This is a genomic window from Lysinibacillus sphaericus OT4b.31, from assembly GCF_000392615.1.
Classification (GTDB): Bacteria; Bacillota; Bacilli; order Bacillales_A; family Planococcaceae; genus Lysinibacillus; species Lysinibacillus sphaericus_B.
Window position 1 is genome coordinate 2,241,166 of record NZ_KB933398.1, and the last position, 19,181, is coordinate 2,260,346.

At 35.0% G+C, this 19,181-nt stretch carries 14 protein-coding genes and 2 pseudogenes; 9 read left to right on the top strand and 7 right to left on the bottom strand.

Features of this window, described 5'->3' with window-relative positions; all coding sequences use genetic code 11:
* Nucleotides 1-14 precede the first annotated feature (14 nt).
* From H131_RS10245 to H131_RS10270, 8 genes are all read left to right on the top strand, one after another.
* Nucleotides 15-974, top strand: coding sequence for an ABC transporter ATP-binding protein (locus H131_RS10245; protein WP_010859054.1), 960 nt, complete (start codon nt 15-17; stop codon nt 972-974).
* Complete coding sequence (locus H131_RS10250; protein ID WP_051112147.1) at nt 946-1,725, top strand: hypothetical protein; 780 nt, start codon at nt 946-948, stop codon at nt 1,723-1,725. Before H131_RS10245 ends, H131_RS10250 begins: the two co-directional genes overlap by 29 nt.
* 151 nt (nt 1,726-1,876) lie before the next feature.
* Nucleotides 1,877-2,812, top strand: coding sequence for a phosphotransferase (locus H131_RS10255; protein WP_010859056.1), 936 nt, complete (start codon nt 1,877-1,879; stop codon nt 2,810-2,812).
* 475 nt (nt 2,813-3,287) lie between these two features.
* The gene (locus tag H131_RS25850) at nt 3,288-3,410 is read left to right on the top strand and encodes a hypothetical protein (RefSeq protein ID WP_268890989.1); all 123 of its coding nucleotides are present in this window, start codon (nt 3,288-3,290) and stop codon (nt 3,408-3,410) included.
* 57 nt (nt 3,411-3,467) lie between these two features.
* Nucleotides 3,468-3,608 carry a hypothetical protein gene (locus H131_RS24960; RefSeq protein WP_196228878.1) on the top strand — a complete coding sequence of 47 codons (141 nt, stop codon included), beginning with the start codon at nt 3,468-3,470 and terminating at the stop codon, nt 3,606-3,608.
* Nucleotides 3,577-4,002 carry a trypsin-like serine peptidase gene (locus tag H131_RS10260; RefSeq protein ID WP_196228879.1) on the top strand — a complete coding sequence of 142 codons (426 nt, stop codon included), beginning with the start codon at nt 3,577-3,579 and terminating at the stop codon, nt 4,000-4,002. Before H131_RS24960 ends, H131_RS10260 begins: the two co-directional genes overlap by 32 nt.
* Nucleotides 4,003-4,805: 803 nt before the next feature.
* Nucleotides 4,806-4,955 carry a hypothetical protein gene (locus H131_RS24350; protein ID WP_010859059.1) on the top strand — a complete coding sequence of 50 codons (150 nt, stop codon included), beginning with the start codon at nt 4,806-4,808 and terminating at the stop codon, nt 4,953-4,955.
* A 443-nt stretch (nt 4,956-5,398) separates the two neighbouring features.
* On the top strand, nt 5,399-13,006 hold the full coding sequence (locus H131_RS10270; RefSeq protein WP_010859061.1) for a non-ribosomal peptide synthetase: 7,608 nt from the start codon (nt 5,399-5,401) through the stop codon (nt 13,004-13,006).
* 281 nt (nt 13,007-13,287) lie between these two features.
* Here the strand turns inward: H131_RS10270 and H131_RS10275 are convergent.
* Nucleotides 13,288-13,666 (bottom strand): annotated as a pseudogene (locus H131_RS10275) (MFS transporter); the annotation flags it as partial.
* Between the two features lie 107 nt (nt 13,667-13,773).
* On the bottom strand, nt 13,774-14,784 hold the full coding sequence (locus H131_RS10280) for an alpha/beta fold hydrolase (RefSeq protein WP_010859063.1): 1,011 nt from the start codon (nt 14,782-14,784) through the stop codon (nt 13,774-13,776).
* 134 nt (nt 14,785-14,918) lie between these two features.
* Here H131_RS10280 and H131_RS10285 point away from each other — a divergent pair, with 134 nt between their 5' ends.
* Nucleotides 14,919-15,812: a LysR family transcriptional regulator gene (locus H131_RS10285; RefSeq protein WP_010859064.1), complete on the top strand. Its 894-nt coding sequence runs from the start codon at nt 14,919-14,921 to the stop codon at nt 15,810-15,812.
* Between the two features lie 324 nt (nt 15,813-16,136).
* On the opposite strand, the gene H131_RS10290 is transcribed toward H131_RS10285, so the two are convergent.
* From H131_RS10290 to H131_RS25320, 5 genes and pseudogenes are all read right to left on the bottom strand, one after another.
* On the bottom strand, nt 16,137-16,481 hold the full coding sequence (locus H131_RS10290) for a hypothetical protein (protein WP_010859065.1): 345 nt from the start codon (nt 16,479-16,481) through the stop codon (nt 16,137-16,139).
* Between the two features lie 76 nt (nt 16,482-16,557).
* Nucleotides 16,558-16,803 carry a hypothetical protein gene (locus tag H131_RS10295; RefSeq protein WP_010859066.1) on the bottom strand — a complete coding sequence of 82 codons (246 nt, stop codon included), beginning with the start codon at nt 16,801-16,803 and terminating at the stop codon, nt 16,558-16,560.
* 65 nt (nt 16,804-16,868) lie between these two features.
* Entirely contained in the window at nt 16,869-17,171 is a 303-nt protein-coding gene (locus H131_RS24965; protein ID WP_010859067.1) for a VanZ family protein, read from the bottom strand.
* A gap of 401 nt (nt 17,172-17,572) precedes the next feature.
* A complete protein-coding gene (locus H131_RS10305; protein WP_010859068.1) occupies nt 17,573-17,887 on the bottom strand; it encodes a hypothetical protein in 315 nt (104 codons plus the stop codon).
* A 773-nt stretch (nt 17,888-18,660) separates the two neighbouring features.
* Nucleotides 18,661-18,825: pseudogene (locus H131_RS25320) on the bottom strand (IS110 family transposase); the annotation flags it as partial.
* Nucleotides 18,826-19,181 lie beyond the last annotated feature (356 nt).

Below are 19,181 nucleotides of genomic sequence, written 5' to 3' on the forward strand. Positions count from 1 at the left end.
TACGAGGTGTCGAAATGATCAAAATTGAAAATATTCAAAAAAGTTATATCTCAAAATCTAATAGGGTAAATGTATTGGATGATGTTTCACTGACAATCCAAAAAGGTGAGATAGTAGGTTTATTAGGTTCGAATGGTGCTGGTAAGACAACACTAATAAAAATATTATGTGGACTAATTAATCCAGATGGAGGAAATATATATATCAATAATAAGATATTCTCCCAAAAAAGTTTAATGTACATTAGCACTGTTTTAGAGGGTAACAGAAACTTATACTGGCGTTTATCTATAATAGAAAATATTGAATATTTTTTAGGTATTAGAGGTTACTCAATCAAAAATAAAACAGAAAAAATAAATACTATTTTAAAAACATTCAATTTAATAGATAAAAAATTTGAATTAGTTAAAAATTTATCTAGAGGTATGCAACAAAAAGTTGCAATTATTATTGCAATTCTATGTGAAACTGAAATTTTGATTTTAGATGAACCAACTTTAGGTTTAGATGTTAAATCGAACAAAGAAATGATTCACTTTTTAAAACAAATTGTAGAAAGTGAAAATAAAACTATATTAATAAGTTCTCATGATATGGGATTAATTGAACAGTTGTGCTCAAGAGCAATTATTATAAGCAAAGGAAAAATTATTACTGATAATACAATTGAGAATTTAAATAGTTTATTTATAACAAAGTCTTTTATCATAACATTAACTAAAAAGTTAGAGAATCATCAAAAGGACAAATTATTATCTTCTTTAAACTTATTGCAAATATCTGAGTTAGAAGAAAAATGTGAAGTGATTTTTAATATAAAAGAAAATGATGAAATTTATTTACTATTAGAAATATTAAAAGAATTTAATGTACCTATTGAAAAATTTGAACAAAGAGATATAAACTTTGAACAGGTTTTCCTCAATATTATTGGAGATGAGAATGCAAATGGAAGTATACAATATATTTAAAGTGAACTTTAAAAGAGAATGGATACAGATGAAAAGATATTTACCTAATACCATAAGCGAATTGATTATTTTTTACATTGTTTTCTTAGGGTTTTTCCTAGGTATATCTCTAATAGGCGATCCAGAAAATCTGGATTATAACATCCAAATGATTATTATGAATTATATCTTTTGGTATCTGGTTCTATCTTTAACTCAGGGAATTGGGTTAGAAATTTCTGATGAAGCTGGACGAGGTACATTGGAACAATTAACAATTACTCCATATAAACTTTGGTTTATTTTTATTACAAGAATGACAAGTGTAATAATAATTAGTATGATATCCATTTCAATTTTATTATTTTTAGCTATGTTAACTACACGTCAAAACTTAAACTTAGATTTGTTATCTATTATACCAATACTATTGATTACTTTAATAGGGGTACTAGGTGTAGGCTACTTGATTTCTTCAATTACTATTATTATTAAAGAATCGGGATATTTAATCCAAATATTTCAATTTGTAATAATGGGAATGACTTTTATTCCTTTAACTACAGCCCCATTTTTAAAATTTGCTCCCTTTATGTATGGTCTACAATTAATCCGCGAAATAACAATAAATAATTTTTCTATATTATCTCTAAATATAAATGATATTGTATTTTTATTACTGAATTCTCTTATTTATTTTATATCTGGAATATATGTATTTAATAGAGCTGAAAAATTTGCTAAGCAAAAAGGCTTACTAGGACATTATTAATTATGTAGTAATAATTTGGAATAAAAAATTGATGAGCCAAAAAAATTAACTGACTGTCTAAATTTTAAGATAGTTAGTTGATTTTCACTTATTACTTTTACCATAGTTAGTGTAACTAACTTATATTAAACCATTAGAAAGAGATGAAGGAATGAATACAAAAGACATATTAAAAAGATTTGGTTTGGAAATAGACAAAGAACCGATAAGCATCTATCCATTTTCCCCGGTATATAAAGTCCAATATGGACAACAACAAGTCATTATTAAGAAAACACAATCGCCATTAAGTGCAGCTCAAAAATTGATGCGATTTACAGAATCGTTAAACTTGGCCCAAGTAAATATTGTCACACCAGTTGAATCTGATACTTTTACAAATCCTTTAGTTATCGAAAAAGACGTATTTGTGATGTACCCTTTTATTGAAGGTTATACTTATACAGCAAAAGATGAAGAAATCTATGCAGCAGGTCAATTATTAGGAAAAATTCATTATTTATCTCCTCAAACCAATAACTATCAATTACCAGTTTATGATGTTTTTGATTTTACTAAGCAGGAAGTGACAGATCATATGATAGCTATTCGTCAACATATTCAGCATACAAAACGCGAACTGAGTGTTGACTTGGTGGAAGAAAAATTAATACAAGCTGTGAACCAACAGACAGAATTGCAAGAGATAAAATTGCCTTATGTTGCTACGCCATATGACTATAAAGCAAATAATTTAATTTATACACCTGCACCATACCTAATTGATCCCGATAATGCTACATGGATTCCACGAATATTTGACTTAGCATTATCCTTACTTTTATTCCATAATGAGCTAGAAACAGCTCCAGATACCTTGTTTAATCCAAAACAATGGGAATTATTCTTGTCTGGCTATACCAAGTGGATTACCTTAACTACCTTAGAAAAAAAACATTGGCAATATGCAGTGAGTCATGTTTTTTTAGATGAAGTGATGTGGCTTATGGCTGAATATGAAGAAGATTGGATAAATGATGAGCAATACAATTTATTTAAAAGTATCATACAGATTTTTATGGATTCTTCAGCCTATTTACTTGAATAAAGGTCGTAAAGCCGCTTCAACCCTTGATGTATTAGAGTTTGTATGTAAGGTGAAAGTAAAATGCTAACATAAGGGATTATAATCGAGGCTTCTCATTAGTTGTGCAAACTTTTGGGAAGCTTCTTTTTTTATTTCTTTCGTTACATGAAGTAAAACATTTTTTGTTATTTGATCATCTGAATGACCAAGTCTGTCCATAATTTATTTGAGTGTAACGCCACTGCTACTATAAGCGAAGTGTGTGTATGTCTCAATGGAGTAAGGTGTTAAGTCAAAGTTTAATTTTGCGATTGAAAGAAGTCTTGCCATCCTAAGTTGTACCACTTGATGACTATAGGATATCCGGAATGTCTCTAAGAAGAATAAATATAAATGAATTTTGCTTCTTTTTAGAATAGTTTACATATAGGGTTTTTTATGGTGATATTATGAAAGTATTACAAAAAAATATATTAAATAAAAAAGGGTTAGTTAAATGAAAAAAACACTTATTTTAGGCGTAACAACAATGTTAACTTTAGGATCTCTAGGTGGAACTCTAGCACCTACTGCACATGCAAGTGAAAATCCTTCAAACAATTTGGAATTACCCTTGTAAATAAATCTCTGAAGAATTATGAATGCATCGGATAAATTCTTTATTGGAGGTTAAAAAATGGCAGATTCTAATATCATGAAATCTACAGTTATTAAAAAGGCACATCCATTAAAAGTTTCTCAAGAAATGTTGTTTGACGATCGTATACAGGTGGCTCGTCCAAAATGTGTTCTCAAACCGTTGCGTTGGCCAGATTGAAATTAAGCTACGGAATGGTACATTATTGCAAACAACAGGTTCTTTAATCAGCGACTATACGGTTCTGACGGCGGGACATGTTGTGAAAGGCGCTAACAATCAATTCCTTGATATAGAAATTTTTCGTTTTATACCTGCAAGGAATCATTCTAATATGCCTTGTGGAATTTACGATTGGTCTGAAATGAGGGCTGTACACAATGGCGGTTTACGATATAGGGCGTTAATCTCTCTTACACAACCAGCTGGATTTCAAACTGGTTTTTTAGGAACGTCTGCAACGTATCCAGTAAATCGTTGGGCTAATGAAAGAGATCGCTTTCAACACATTGGTTTTCCAGGAGATCACACTGATGAAATGTGGATTGATGATTGGATTTGGCCCCCACAATAGACAACCACATACTTGTGGATTATTAGAGAACCAGTTAAGTTAATGGACCACCTGATTGTCCATGAGCAGCATCAATATCTGTCTTGAGTTGTCTACTAACATAAATTTCAGTACAAACACCATCTTGAAGATCCAAACTATTTCACTCCAGGTAACGAAGATGTAAAGACCGATGAGTGGATTATAAAAATTAGTAATTTTATTATAGTTGTTAGTTTTAATATAGTAGTGAAGAGGAAACACATATTTATTCTAAATGAAGAAACGAATAGGTAATTGTTTTTCTTGCTATCTTATCCCCACGTGTGATTGCCTGGTGGCCGAAATGTGATCAGGGGTAGATAGAAAGTCTTGGTCGGTAGAGATTGGAATTTGACACACAAGAAGAAAAAACTGAAGCACTCTTTAAATTAGCCGATGAACGAATGTACATTTCAAAGAATACTGGGAAAAACAAAATTACAACCCAAAATCCGGTAGAAGCTTCTTAGGATTAATTCGTCACAGTTTTTCCAAATGTATTCCAATTTATTTGTGTTATTATAACTAATAATCGGTACCAAGATTGTATCAAGCAATCGCAACTTACATAATGTCGTTAATCGTCTTATTTCTATATAAGGTGGTTAAAGTGGAATTTATAGTAATAAATTAACCTTTTATTGTAAATCTTAAATGACACCGCTATCACTTTTATTTCCCATTTGATTAAATGTAAAAATTTGACAATTTATTTCGTTCGTCATATACTATTCCCATGCTTTGCGATATATAAATATAAAACCTTGTCTAGGTAATAAAATGTGAGATGGGAAAAGCTTATATTCGAGCTTGGCTCAGGTTTAGTTGACACTTGTGTGGTTGCTATCGGCGATAAAGAGGATGCTTACGGTTATTCATTAACATCACAAGTACAATCTGAAATAGATAAAACTACGCTGTACCCGCTATAAACAGCGAACTAAGGGTTTATGTAGTAACGGAACAGAAATGGCAATAGGGCTCTAAACATCAAATATTTTATTTCTATTCCATTTTTAGTAACGGACGTAAAGATCCATTTTCAACTTCCTCTGGTGAGTAAAACGAATATCTTCCCTTTATATCTATATGTGCATGTCCTACTGAAGAGAGTCTTTGTTTGATTACTTGAATAATTATAAAAGGGGCCATGCCACGACCAACCTCAAAATACTTTCGAGTTAGTCCTGAGTGTGCCACTTAGTCATTGTAACAAACCGAAGACTACCCGCTGAAGCTGTTTTCTCCATCCTCTCTTCTCACATTCAAGCGTTTCTAGACACGTTTATATAAGCAAAACTATACATTTTAAATAAACACCTACATGTATTATGTATTTTATTGGTAATATTTTTCGTTAATTAGGAGGGACAGTATGAACCGATTTGTTAAAGTAGAAAATGCCCAGTTGATAACCGAAGCTCAATACGATGTAACAGAAAGTCAGAAAGTATTATGGTTTGCACGTCAAATGGACATAGAAGCCGGCATTTATAATGAACCCGTTTCTATACAAATAAAAGGGGACTTAGATCATAAAAGACTACAAAAGGCATTACAATATATTGTAGCGAAACACGTAGCGTTACAAATGAATATTGTATCTACGATTGACGGTCTGAAACAAATAAGGAAAGAACAATTTCATGTAGACATGGATTTTTATGATTGGTCTTCTTATCCTGGTGCCAAAAGAAATCAGATGTTGGACGAATCTTTGAAATCAAATCTTTACACAAGATTTGATTTAACCTCAGATGCCTTGTTTCGATTTCAATTGTATCAGTTGGAACCAAATGAATATCTCCTTCACATGATATTCCATCATATTATTTTTGATGGATGGAGTTTAGGATTATTCCTGCAAGATTTAGAACAAGCTTATTCATTAGACCAAACTTTTGAAACAGAAAAAAACATTCATAGAATACAGATGTATGAAAAACTTTTACATAAACATCAAAATTATATTGGAACAGAGAATTATGTTGCTTCTGAAAAATATTGGCGTGCAAGATTAGAAGGCACCTTACCGTGGAGTGAATTTCCAACAAGTTGCGCAAGGTCACTTGTACCAACATATCAAGGAGGTGCTTTACAATATGCAATAAAGCCTACTTTATCTAACCTTATAAAACAATTTTCAAAGGAAAATCAAGTTAGCTCATACCGTGTATGGTTAAGCATCTATATTGTTTTATTAAATCAAATGACAAATCAGACAGACTTGGTAGTTGGCATGCCAATTAACACCAGAAGCCGTGACGAAGAAGCACGAGAGGTATTTGGCTACTTTGTGAATACAGTTCCACTACGTATAGCATTTTCACCTACCGAAACATTTACAGAGTTAGTTCAAAAAGTGAATGACTCTGTAAAAGAAGCGATCGCACATAGAGATTATCCATTGGACCATTTGATTCAGCAAATTAAGAATCGAGAAGGAAATAACCCATCTTTATATTCAACAGTATTCAACATGGTGAAACTTCCGAATTTCAGAATGGAAGACTTAGAAACGAAAGTCATCACACATCAAAATCGAGTAAGTGTGTTTGATATGGTATGGCGATTAGTTCAAAACCAAAGTGATGCTTTAAATATTGAAATTGATTATAACTCTGGTATATATGATGAAAACGACATACAGAACTTTATAGATAGATTTCAACATTTACTACCGATATTGTTAGAAAACAGTGACATAGCTATATGCAATCTAGAATTGCTTTTACCACAGGATTATGATGTTTATCAAAACACATTGGCTGTGAAAAATGTGATGCCTATGACATTAGACCAACTCATCGATGAACAAGCGGATATACATCCAGATCGTATTGCTATAACGGTGGGTCAGCAAAATATCACTTATCAAGAGTTGCGGGTCTTGTCGAACCAAATGGCGCAAACTTTATTGCACCAAGGGTTTCAAAAACAAAATCGTGTAAGTATCATTATGAATCGTAGTATAGAAGCCGTTGTTTCCATGATTGGAGTATTAAAGGCAGGGGGTATCTATGTACCTGTGGAGCCGGATTTTCCTGTAGACCGGGTTCGTTTTATATTACAGGATAGTGAGTCAACTCATATTATTACAAGTCATAAGATTAGTTTACGACATATTCAACTAGAGCAACAAGTTATTTTATATGAAGATATGCCTAAACAATTCATTACTGAACAAGCGAAACGTACACATACAATGGAAGATGCAGCCTATGTCATTTATACATCTGGTTCTACTGGAAATCCTAAAGGTGTATTAATTCCTCATAAGGGAGTAATTCACTTTATACAATCCTTAAAAGATACGTATCATTTTCAGAAAAATCATGTACATCTACAATTTGCATCACTTATCTTTGATGCATCTGTCTGGGAAATCTATAGTAGCTTGTTAACTGGTGGAAGGCTTTATATTTTATCGGAGATAGAAAGAAAATCTTTCAATCACTTTATCGAGGCAATTCACAAACAGCAAGTAAATTTTTGTCTTTTACCTACTGTATTTTTCCATACTTTAACGCAAGCGTCTCTTCATGACTTAGAAAAATTGCAATCACTAAACTATATATTTGTTGGTGGAGAGACATTGCTACCGGAAACAGTACGAAAATGGCAAGAAAAAGTAGATTTGAAAATTCCAATTGTAAATGCATATGGTCCAACAGAATCGACAGTTTGTGTCGCCACATATCCGATTATCAACAAAGTAGATGAAACACAAGCAAATATACCAATTGGGAAACAGTTATCTCATACAGAAATCTATATTTTGAACGAACAGCATCAAATTTGTCCGCCGTACGTACCTGGAGAGATTTATATTGGTGGGAGTAGCCTTGCACAGCAATATGTCAATCAACCTGATAAAACCAAAGAAGCATTTGTAACTGTAAATTTACCAACTTCGTCTAAGGCGAGACTATATAAAAGCGGTGATCAAGGTCGTATCACACAAGATGGACAAGTTGAATTTTTAGGACGTATAGATAACCAGGTGAAGATTCGTGGATATCGTATCGAATTAGAAGAAATAGAAGAGCAAATGCTCCAACACCCATCTATTCAACATGCATCTGTGATAGTTTATCAGAATAAAAATGGCAATCAGCAATTGATTGCTTTCTACATATTGCAAAAAGAGTCTATTGTGACTGCTGAAGATATCCAAGCATATCTTTCGGGGAAATTACCTTATTTTATGCTACCGAATTACATGCAAGATGTCGAGAAGTTTCCTTTAACACCGAGTGGCAAGATAGATTATAACTCATTTCAAAAGCAAGCAGAGTCCTTATTAGAAAACCGTACCCATAGATATATCCCACCCAATACAGATACTGAAATACACTTACAGAATATCTGGGCAGAAGTTTTACAGATGAATTCTGAACAGATAAGTATCGAAGATGATTTTTTCAAAATTGGTGGACATTCTTTACTCACAGTCCAAGTCATTAATCGTATTCATGCCAGATTCCATGTACAGATCAGTTTAAAAGACTTATATATATATCGAACGATTCATACATGTGCTGATTATATAGACCAATTAAATCCTTTAGATAAAGAAGTTGTAATACCGCAAATTCCTGAACAAACGTATTACCCGTTATCACATGCACAAAAAAGACTTTGGTTTTTATACAAAAGGTATCCAGAAGATAGAACGTATGACATCCCTGTCCTGGTAGAAATACAGCCCGGTATACAAATCAATATGTTGAACAAAGCTTTATATGAAGTTGTACAACGACATGAAATTTTTCGAACGGTTTTCATGGAAAAGCAAGGGGAGCCTGTGCAACACATACGAGAAGAAATATCTACGATAGCTAAACACGTGGATATTACCAGTATTAAAAAGAGTAAACAAGCAGCATATAGGATGAAGTGTATACAGGAGTTTGATTCTAAAGAGTTTGATTTAGAACAGGGTCCGTTATTCCGAACGATACTATTCACAGCAAGTGAAGATTGCTCTTGGTTATATTTGAATTTCCATCATATTATTATGGATGAATGGAGTTTACAACGCTTTCTAAAAGAGCTATTGGAGGTATATGAAGAAATATTACTAAATAAAAGCGTGCATGCTACCAAACCTACTGTTAGATATGTAGATTATGTAGCATGGCAATATGAACACCTTTCGTTAGGGACATGGGAATTAGAAAAACAATATTGGAAACAAGAGTTTCAAAACGTTCTACCTCAATTATCACTACCATATGATCGGATGCGTCCTAGTACTCCTTCGAACCATGGTGCGGTGCTTTCTAAGAAAATAGATCAGGTACATTTGGCAGGATTAAGAAAAATTGCACAACAAGAGGAAGTTTCACTATTCATATTGCTATTTACTGCTTATACACAATTTTTAAAGCAGATATGTGGGCAGAACGACCTTATTGTAGGAACACCTGTGACAGGGAGACAACATACGGCATTTGAAGATGTACAAGGCTTTTTTGTCAACACAGTTGCAATTCGAGTAAATACAACCGATGCTTCCACAATGAAAGAATTGTGTGAAGTCGTAAAAGAAAAATGTCTTTTGGCATTCCAGCATCAAAACTATCCATTTGATAAGGTGATTGAAGTAGTAAACCCTGAACGAACAGCACATGATAATCCAATTTTCCAAACTATGTTTAGTTATCAACAGAACACAGCTCAACAACATAATTTGCATCGATTGGATATACAACCCGTGGAGCAAGCAATTAGTAAATTTGACTTATCCCTTACATTCTTAGAGTCAGAAGATGGCCTAGTTATGGATTTAGAATATAATACTGATTTGTTTGAAAGAACAACAATTTCACGTTTTGCAGAACAACTTTTGCAAACATTACAGATGATACAAACTGATTTTACTACATCCCTTTGTCAATTAAATATGTTGTGTGATACAGATAAAACTGTGTATCAAAAATTGAACGATACGTATATGGCGATGCCATCACATTCATCTATACAAGAACGTTTTTATCAGCAAGTATATAAAAGACCCGATTCGATCGCAATTTCTACAGAGTATAGTTCATATACCTATGAAGAGGTGAATCATTATTCTAATCAAATTGCCCATTATTTGATTGAAAAAGGAATGCAACTCAATGATGTAGCTGCCATTTTCTTAGAACGAAGTTTTGAAAGTATTGTATGTATGTTAGGGGTTCTCAAAGCTGGCGGTACCTATGTGCCAATTGATATTAAATATCCGCCAGAACGTGTATCGTATATTGTAAACGACAGTAAGGCAAAGCTGATTCTAACGAAAAATTCTCTAAAAAAAGAATCACTATCCCATTATGAGCAAGTAGCAGTAATAGAAGATATGTTAGCATCGTCTGCAATTCAAGACATCTTAAACAAAAACACAGCGGAAGACACAGCCTATATGATCTACACATCTGGATCGACGGGAAATCCGAAAGGTACATTACTCCGACATGCTGGCGTACTTAATTTAGTGGAATGGCGTTCACAAACATTCCATATAACAGAGCAAGATGTGTTATCTCAGTTTTACTCTCACAGTTTTGATTCGTCTGTTTCGGAAATTTTTTCGGCTTTATTAACTGGAGCAAGACTTCATCTATTAAATGAGGAACAACGTTTCTCCTCACAGGCATATTTCGATGCCGTTTCTACTTATAACATTACGATTTCAGATGTGGCGACAGCCTTTTTTAAACAATTAGCAAATGGAGTATCTTCAAAACAGCACATTCCATTAAAAAGTTTACGTGTGCTAATTATGGGGGGTGAAGCTGCGTCGGCAGAAGCTATTCGAAAATGGCAATCTGAAATGAGTGATACTGTACAGATTGTCAATGAATATGGACCTACGGAAACAACGGTTAGTTCGTTGTATTACTCTGTTTCTACAAAAGTGGATAGTACTGTTACCCAGATTCCTATTGGGAAGCCCATTGCAAATACAAAAGTCTATATCTTAAATGAAAACATGCAACTGTGTCCAATAGGTGTAATAGGAGAACTGTACATTGAAAGTGTTGGAACAGCAATCGGGTATGTAAATCAGCCAGATAGAACCAAACAATCATTTTTGTCTAACCCGTTTTCTACTGAAAATCATTCTATTTTATATCGGACAGGAGATCTAGTAAGACTAGCATTAAATGGAAGTGTAGAATATATGGGTAGACGTGATAGACAAGTGAAAATAAGAGGATATCGTATTGAACTAGGAGAAATTGAAGATGTACTGGTGCAAGAGCCTCGCATTCAACAAGCGGTGGTTTTACCTGATGCAGAAGGAAACGAATTACACGCATATTTCACTGTTTATAACCAATCAAAAATAAGTATTGAAGAAGCCTATAAGTATGTTTCCACTACTTTACCGGAATATATGGTGCCAAAAGGATATGTTTGTGTTTCAGAGATTCCTGTCACACAAAATGGCAAAATAGATGTTCAAAAACTACTAGGGCAGTATCAGATACAGTACCGGAAAAATAAAAATCATCAACCACCTGTTACAGAAACACAAAAGGTACTAGCTAACGTTTGGGCAGAAGTATTAAACATAAAAGACTTAAACATAAAAGATGATTTTTTTGCTCTAGGGGGGCACTCATTAAAAATTATGCCTACTTTGGTGAAACTAAAACCATACTTCCCTCACTTGCGCATACAGGATTTCTTTCACTATCGTACAATAGAAAAACTGGCTCGAAAAATAGATTCAGAAGCGCTTCAGCAAGAAAACAGTATAGCAGCAACTGTGGGTGAGCATAAAAAAGAAAATAATATTTATATAGATAAGCAAGAAAACAGTAAGAAATGGGATACATTAATACAAGTTTCACAACAGAAACCTCGTAGTATATTATTAACAGGCGGAACAGGTTTTCTTGGTTCCCATATTTTAGAGCAGTTATTATTACTACCTGATACAGTGATTTATTGCCTAGTTCGGAATCAAAAACAAACTTCAATGGAAAATAAAGTACGAGAAAAAATGGAGTTTTACTTTGGAGAGGCTATTTTAGAAAAAATGAAACATCGCGTTCATATCATTGAAGGAGATTTGAGCAAAGAACATCTGGGTATTACACCAAATGTAAAAAAACAATTGATTCAAGAAATAGATACAATCATACACTGTGGAGGAGATGTGCGTCATTATGGAGATAGAGAACATTTTATCCAAGTTAATGTGGAATCTACTAAATACTTATTAGAACTGAGTAAAGACGCACGGGCACGTTTTCATTATATTTCAACAATTAGCATTTCTGGACATGCTCCTCATGATGCTAAAGAATTTTTGTTCTCTGAACGAGACTTTGACAGAGGACAGCAGTTAGATAATGTGTATATAGAAAGTAAATTTTTGGCAGAAAAATTAGTCAGAGAAGCAATAAAAGAAGGCGTGCCAGCAACAGTGTATCGTGTGGGAAACCTCGTAGGGCATACACTTGACGGAAGGTTTCAAGAGAATATAGAAGGTAATGCTTTTTATCGTGTGATAAAAGCTATCTTGTTACTACAAGTTGCACCGGACATTCATACGTATATTGATCTAGTACCAATCGATTTTGGTAGTAAAGCTATTGTACAATTGGCATGTACAAAGGAAACTGAAGGGGAAACTTTCCACATTTGTAATCCTGTTCAAATTGAATGGAAACCGTTTGTTGAATATCTGAAACAGAGCGGTCATCCTATTAAAATTGTCGATACTGAACAATTTATGAATTTATTTAAAGACTATACATTGTCTGATAAACAAAAATATGCTTTGGAATTGATGGTGCCTTTACTAGAAGAAACAGCTGAAAATTCTTTATCAATCCCAACGTGCCAAGATACGCAACGTTTTTTACAAGAAGTTGGTGTGGTATGCGAATTACCTGATGCAAAGTTTGTATCTAATTTGATAGATTACGGATCCAGTATAGGGTTTTTCCCCTCTAGCAGAGAACATACTACGGTTTAAATGACGATTAAAATGAGGTATGCACATGATAAATTGAATGATTATTCGGCATGGTAAAAGGGGCACCTTAATCTGAAGAAAGCATTTTCTATTGGATTAAAACAATTATGTCTGAAAGAGGCTGGGACAAAACAACTTACCTCAAAAATGAAAAGCCTCGAAATAATACTCTTTCTTATGATTCTGGTATGCCAAGGCCTCTCTCAAATTCTAATCTCTCCTCTGTCTCAGTCCATTTTACTTTTCTTTAATACCCATCGTATTGTTCATTTTTGTGAATAGCGAGATCGCAAGACCAGTTGAGTGGCTACAGCCATGGCTACCACCGTAGCGATTCCTCCGCTAGCTCCCTGAACAATTCGTACTAATAGTACGGTTTCGTAAGTAGGACTTATAAACATTAGTCCGTTGCTACCTATAAAAATACCGAGAGTAATCACTAATAGCTTCTTTCGATCCACATTAATTGTTAAGGCGATCAGAATCGGAGCGACAATAGCTGCTGCAAGCGCAAATAAAGTTACCAATAGTCCTGCTTTAGAAGTAGATACGCCCAAATCCACGGCAATCATTTCAATGATACCTGTGATAATGTATTCAATGGTCCCTATCAAAAAAAACAGCAAGAGCCAAAATATAGATGAGCTTGTTGTTTTTCAATTTAGATTGTCCCTTCTCCATTGGTTTAAGTATATTCCCCTGCCCGGTTTGTTTTCCTTAATAGACGTATACAGTTTCCTTGACAGGGAAAAAGCGTGCTTTATCCTTCATTCGAGCAAGAATCGCTTGAGACGTTCATCTATCCATTCCGAATCCTGTTCATGCTGTCCGATGCCCGCGCAATGTCCCCAGTTGGATTCAATCGGCAGGAAAATGGCGTTTGGCATGTGTCGGGTTTCATATTCGTTGTCCTGCGGAGGGAAGAATAGGTCTGTGCTTCCAGGCATGACTAGCGCCCTTGCTGTAATGCTACTTAATGCAAGCTCGAAGTTGCCGTTATAAATCGAGTTCGCGCTAATATCTCCGGTGATGCCGGTACGTAGCATGGTAATCAGATTATTGGCATCAAAACTGAAAAACACTTGATCCCAGTAATCTACGAGATATTCTTCCAGGGTATGGTAGCCCTCTTGCTGGTAAAGCTGCTCCAGATAATAAGCCTGTGAGAAGCCCCAAGCCGCATAAACCCGTCCCATGGCTGCCAATCCAACTTTCGGCTGCTCGTTGTAAAAACCATCCTTCCAGGCAGCATCGACTTGAAGCGCGGCAATCATTCCCTCGAATACAACCTTTGCATGAGGTCGGGTTTTAGCGGTTCCTCCAAATGGAGCGATGCGCTCGACCATATTGGGATAACTTGCCCCCCACTGAAAGGTCTGAACAGCACCAAGTGACCAACCGACAACAAGCGCGATATTTGTAATGCCAAATTTCTTCGTCACCAGTTGATGCTGAAGTCGCACATTATCATAAATTGAAATGTGCGGAAAGTGTGCCTGGTGATAAGGCGGTGGTGTATTGCTTGGTGAAGAGGACAGCCCGTTTCCAAGCATATTGGGGACAATGATAAAATACTTTTCTGGGTCCAGTGCCTTACCAGGTCCAATCAACCATTCGTTATCGGTATGTAGTCCTGCAAACCAAGTAGGATAAACGATCACATTATTTCTAGCCACATTCAACGTACCGTAAGTTTTATACGCAAGCACGGCATTGGGTAGGGTGTCACCGGATTGCAGCTCCACATTCCCCAGTTCATACAGTTCATAATCTTTCATATCAAAATCTCCTCCCTATCATCAAAGACTTATTGTCTTTCTTGTCATAACTTTACGAGGATGCTATTGTTAAGTCAAAGAAACGTTTTTGAATTGAACGTTCATTTTTTTTGAATATAAGGAGGTTTTGCAGTATGGAATTGCGGCAACTCAAAACATTTCATACCCTTGCTACCACACTCAACTTTACCCGCGCAGCGGAAGTACAGAACTATGTTCCCTCAACGGTGACTATGCAGATGAAATCATTGGAGGAGGAACTCGGTGTCAAGCTGGTGGACCGACTTGGGAAAAAGGTGGCTCTGACCGATGCGGGCAGAAGTTTTCTAGGCTATGTGGATCATATCTTATGTGAGCTGGAAGAAGCGCAGCATGCTGTGAAGCAATCTGGCGAAATGACCGGTACACTGACCATAAGTGCGGATGAAACCTTGTGTACATACCGACTTCCGGCTGTGCTTCGCCGATTTCGTTTGCGTTATCCGGGGGTTCGGTTGATGTTTCGCCCTCTCAGTAAGCCGAACCTGAAGCAAAGCTTGCGTGAAGGGAGTGCGGACATTATTTTTATGCTAGATGAGCTGAAGGGAGAGGCGGGAATCTGTGGGGAAAAGGTGCGTGACGAGCTCTTTTATTTATTAGTCGCACCGGAGCATCCGTTGGCTTCACAGTCCAATTTGACGATAGAGGACTTTAATGGCGAAACTTTCCTGTTGACGGAACAGGGCTGCTCCTATCGCATGTTTTTTGAACGAAGCCTTTCTCAAAAGGCCATGGGAAGCATTACGGAATTGGAATTTAACAGTGCAGAGGCAATTAAGCAATGTGCAAAAATAGGGATGGGCATCGCCATATTGCCTGAAATGGCCGTGGCGGCAGAGCTGAATCGTGGTGAGTTGGTTCCACTGCCGTGGGATTTGACAGCCGTCTCCTTTGCTACCCAAATGTTTTGGCATGAAGAGAAATGGATGTCCCCCGCCATTGAAGCCTTTTTGGACTTAACCAGAGAGACCTTCCTGACCCATCCGTAAAGAAAAAACTGGATGTCAATTAAGTGAAAAAGTCGCACCACGAAAAAAGCTAATTCTTTTAACAGATGATTAAGATGCGCACGCAATGAAAATAGTCATAAATAATTGCGGCCCGTTTACGTATAGTCTTTGAAATATAAAGCGAAACTGCAATCAGCGGGATTTTCTTCATCCCCCGCTGATTGTTAGTTGAACCAATCGGGCTATTACGGCGTTGATCGATCACCAGTTTACGCATTCTCCTCTTTCCACTTGAGGTGGCGTCTTCCTGACCAAGTCGCTATCATTCCTATTTTTTATAAATTATGGCACTAAAAAATTGAGTTACATAACATATATATAACTACTTATTGTTAATATAACAAATATTAATAAACTTCTGATTTTACTTTTCTTCCATATAGTTAACATTGACAAGATTCCGCCTAAAAACATTAAAGTAATACCCATTATTTTCATGATGCTTACTCCAAATAAAGTTCCTAAATGTGCAAAAAAAGATCCTATTACGATAAAACCAATTGTAAAAATAAAACGGCGGGACCTAAAATCATGCATGGCTGATTTTCTATCGTCCGTATTCATTTTTAAATAACCTCTAACAACCATAAATGTTGGTATGCCCCAAATAATGACAAAATTCACAAGGGACATAGTATCTTTCCTCAATAGTCTTACCCCCATTTAGTGTAAACAGCTCAATGATCTACTAGTAAAGCTTCGTCCGTTTCGCAACTTCTTTCTATCAGAAAATACTATCAATCGTCATCAAGTCCCAAACTTCCTTGATTCGTTTGCCATCAAGGTTTACTTTTCGAAGTAAATTTTCAACATCTTCTCCTATGATTTCACTTGCAGAATCATAGAACTTCCAAAACATATACCGACCTGTTCCATGACCTATATAGTAATTTTCCTTTTTATAAATGAAATGTATCTCTCTACCCATATGTAAATCTTCAAGAAATTCTTCATATTTGTAATCATTCATCATTTAAACTCCCTTCGTTCAACAAAAAGAACGTTGACCCTTTCTTGAATCAAAGTCCCCGTGAGTTAAATAGTATTTGATGCTTCGGCTTCCATTGTCTGTTTTTGTAAGTTGAATATTTTTATCGTTGCTTTCCCTAATAAAAATCCAAGAATTCCTCCAAGAATGTTAAGTAGCATGTAGCCAATTTCCATACCCGTATGGCGTGGCACAACTAATCCAAGCCCGCTAAAAAGAAGTCGGGAAATTTCGATTGTCATACAACTGAAAATAACCATAGCAATTACTTTCTTTATATTATGTAAATTGAACAGAGCTACATACATGCCCAGGGGAATGAATAGTAACACGTTATAAAATACAGCCAAAGATCCCCCATTAAAATCTTGAACTGTATCGTATCATATATGCCAAACCAGTCATTCGTTGATATAAATGTACTACCCATGTCAGTTGGATTTTGAGGAGGAAGTGTAATTCCACCAAATTTTATTTGAATTAAACTCATTAAATAAAAGAGGAAACTAGATAAAAGAACTCTTCTTACATAACTTCTATTTATTTTTCTAAAATAATCAAGAAATATATCTATAAACATATAAACAAGCAACAGTAAGAAACCTAAAGGAATAATATTGTAAAGAATGTATGTTGAAAATATATATTTTCAACTCTTATATTTTGCAATCAATACTCATTCTACTTTTTTTGACAATATAAGGCAACTAAAATTATTCCACGATTGCTCTTCAACCAAAAATCATTCAGCCTACTTTACTGTTCTGTCACGATAAACAATCAAAGTAATTGCATTTAATAGGATGGTAACGATGACAAGAATTGCCGCTACGAAAGCCACAGCACCCATTGTGTCCATAAGAGCAGACCAATCCTCAATCTTTACTAGATGATAGTTATAGAAAATCTGGAAACATAGCGAAATAGCACAAGCACTGATGCTCAAAATGGCAAGACCGCCCCATTTGCTATGACCATGCTTTTCATATCGCATAAGATTTACAACAGGAAGAATCCAAGCAATTAGTCCAAGTACGAGACTTCCAATATTAAGCAAACTAATCATATCTTAATCCCCTTTGTGTTTTCTTTCTTGTTCAGCAATGCTGCTCCTTTAATTGAAGAAAAATAAGAGTTATCTAAACCGCTCATAAGCTTCAAGTAAAGCGCTGTGGCGGGTTGAAGAAAGATTTTTTATTTCATTTCATAATCATGTTTCATTATAATTTGCATTGTCAGAGCGATACTAATTAAAGTAACGATTAGTATTAATATCCTTTCCTCATTATTCAAATGAAATCCATAAATAATACTCAAGCAAATCACACAACTTAACGAGTTTAAGCCGAAAAAAAGTCCCCAAATGATAGCCTTAAATCTTTTATAGGCCCTACTACCTGTTAAATACCTAATATAAAAAAAGCAAACCAAACCTATCCCTACTATTATAAGCAATGACTTTATGAAAGAAGATGTTAAGGTGATCGGCTCTTCCCAAGGCATATCAATAAAAATAATGTTAGAGAAATTAGTCAAATGGAAAACAAAGACACAGAGAAGAACATAATAGAATAAAACCCACTCGACTACATAGATCATCGGGAATATAAGCTTTTTCCACATTTTCTTACCTACCATCTTGTTTATTTCCTCCATAAACTTTCTAGATTATAAATTTTGACGGGTAAAATTGGTAAAAGTTCCATAACTGTAATCAAACTCAAAAATTGAGTTTGATTACGTTCCGTTGATTTCCGCTACAGCGGACGCTTTTCGCGGCCATGGCTTCAGTCTCCTCGTCGCTACGCTCCTGTGGGGCCTTCAACTCATGCTATTCCCGCAGAATTCTTTAATTTTAGTCGCTAAAGTTTCTGTATCAACTATCAAGACCTCTTCTGAAGTAGGAAATGCTTGTAATGTTTTTAAAGAAACATCTGAATATAAGTCTCCAAAAACCTTACTATATTCAGGGAAAACTTGATCTAAAACTGCCTGGAATTGTAGAAATAAAGTGATACAAAAATGCGGTTTTTATTTTAATGGAGAAATGGAGATCGACAACCAAACGCATTATCATTACACACTTAACAAAGCACAATGGAAAAGTGAAAATAATCACTAAGGCTATTGCAAGTGCTTTACTTCGATAAGAAGTAGAGCCTTTTTCACGTTCTACTTAAAGTCCGAACAAGCTGAGAACTGATTTATGTAAGAAACCTCAAAGTATATACCTTAGATTGTGATGTTGAAACTTTTTCTAGTGTAATTACGTATAAAGTAAAGTTCAAAAAATTTCAAAATTAAGAAGGTGTTAACAAATTAATAAAAGCAATAATAAGGTCGGAAAAATTAACAATTAA